Genomic DNA, 1,385 nt, shown 5'->3' on the forward strand with positions numbered 1-1,385 from the left:
AGAGACGAAAAAGTCCAAAAGGTATACAGCCTTCAAGCAAAGTTGTGGGAAGCTTTAGAGTACGCAAATCTGAAATACAGGGATGCGCTAAAGTCTCATGCCAATAAATCGCGTGCTCAGGACTACCTGAAAAGGCGTGGCTTGTCGGACGAAGTGATTGAGCGCTTCGCTATCGGCTTTGCACCGGCCGAGCGGGATTTTCTGAGTGCTAAAGCCGCCCCAGAAACCTTAAAGTCACTCATTCAGACCAAAACCGTTCTCGATAAGTACGACAACCCCTTTGATCTATTTCAAGATCGCTTAATGTTCCCTATTCGAAATAGCCGCGGTAAGACTGTGGCTTTTGGGGGGCGAACCTTAGGGGACGACAAAGCTAAATACATCAACTCACCTGAATCGGAAGTTTTCCACAAAAGTAATGAGCTTTACGGTCTGTATGAAGCGAACCAGGCAACCCGACATCTTGATAAGTTGTTGGTAGTGGAAGGCTATATGGACGTTGTGGCGCTAGCGCAGTACGGTATTAACTATGCGGTAGCCACCTTAGGGACGGCGACAAATAGCGAAAACCTCTCTCACCTCTTACGACGGTGTAAGCACATTATTTTCTGTTTTGATGGCGATCGAGCCGGATTACAGGCTGCAAGAAAGGCAATGGAAAACGCCTTGCCTATATTTGAAGATGGGATGCAGCTGGATTTTTTGCTATTACCGGAAGGTGAGGACCCTGATACTCTAGTGAGGGGGGAAGGGAAAGATATGTTCGAAAAGCGAGTGCTTTCTGCTTATCCCTTATCGGAATTCATGCTTAAAATTTATTCAGAGGGCCTTGATCTTAGATCTGCCGAGCATAAGGGTTTGCTAAAAGAGCAGGCAGAAGCTCAGATAGAGAGGGTGAAGTCCTTTGTTCTGAAAAATGCGCTGACGCAAAAGCTAAATTCACTGATGTTTAAGCGTCGAGGGAAATTCAAGCAAGATGCAGCTAGTGATGGGCGGGAGCTGGTCGGCGCTAGGGTGATTCCTGACCCGGATACTAGCCTTTGTTTAGCGCTATATTACCAGCCAAGTCAGGCTGAAAATTATCTAAGTATGATCAGTGGGCACCAAGGGTTTCAGCAAACTCGTGACTTCGCAGAGTTTCTCTTTCTTCAAAAAATAGCAACGACTCAGTCTTTGTTGTTATTTCTGGCTACGGATGAAGTGGGTTATCGTGCTCAGTTCTCTAGCTTATTTGATCGCTTGGAATGGGTGCCCGACGCGAAGGAAATCCAGGACGTTGCGACTGACTTGCTGCAACGGCTGAAGAATAAACAAACCCAGAATGACGCCTTGAAAGCAACAAAATTCAATAAGCTTCCTAGTGAAATGAGCGAATCTGAAAAGCA

The 1,385-nt window shown here is 46.3% G+C and carries 1 protein-coding gene; it reads left to right on the forward strand.

Annotated elements, in window-relative coordinates; all coding sequences use genetic code 11:
- The coding region (gene dnaG / locus A3757_RS20730; protein ID WP_068740226.1) for a DNA primase at window positions 1-1,385 on the forward strand (1,385 nt) is incomplete at both ends.

It is taken from the genome of Oleiphilus sp. HI0117, from assembly GCF_001635235.1.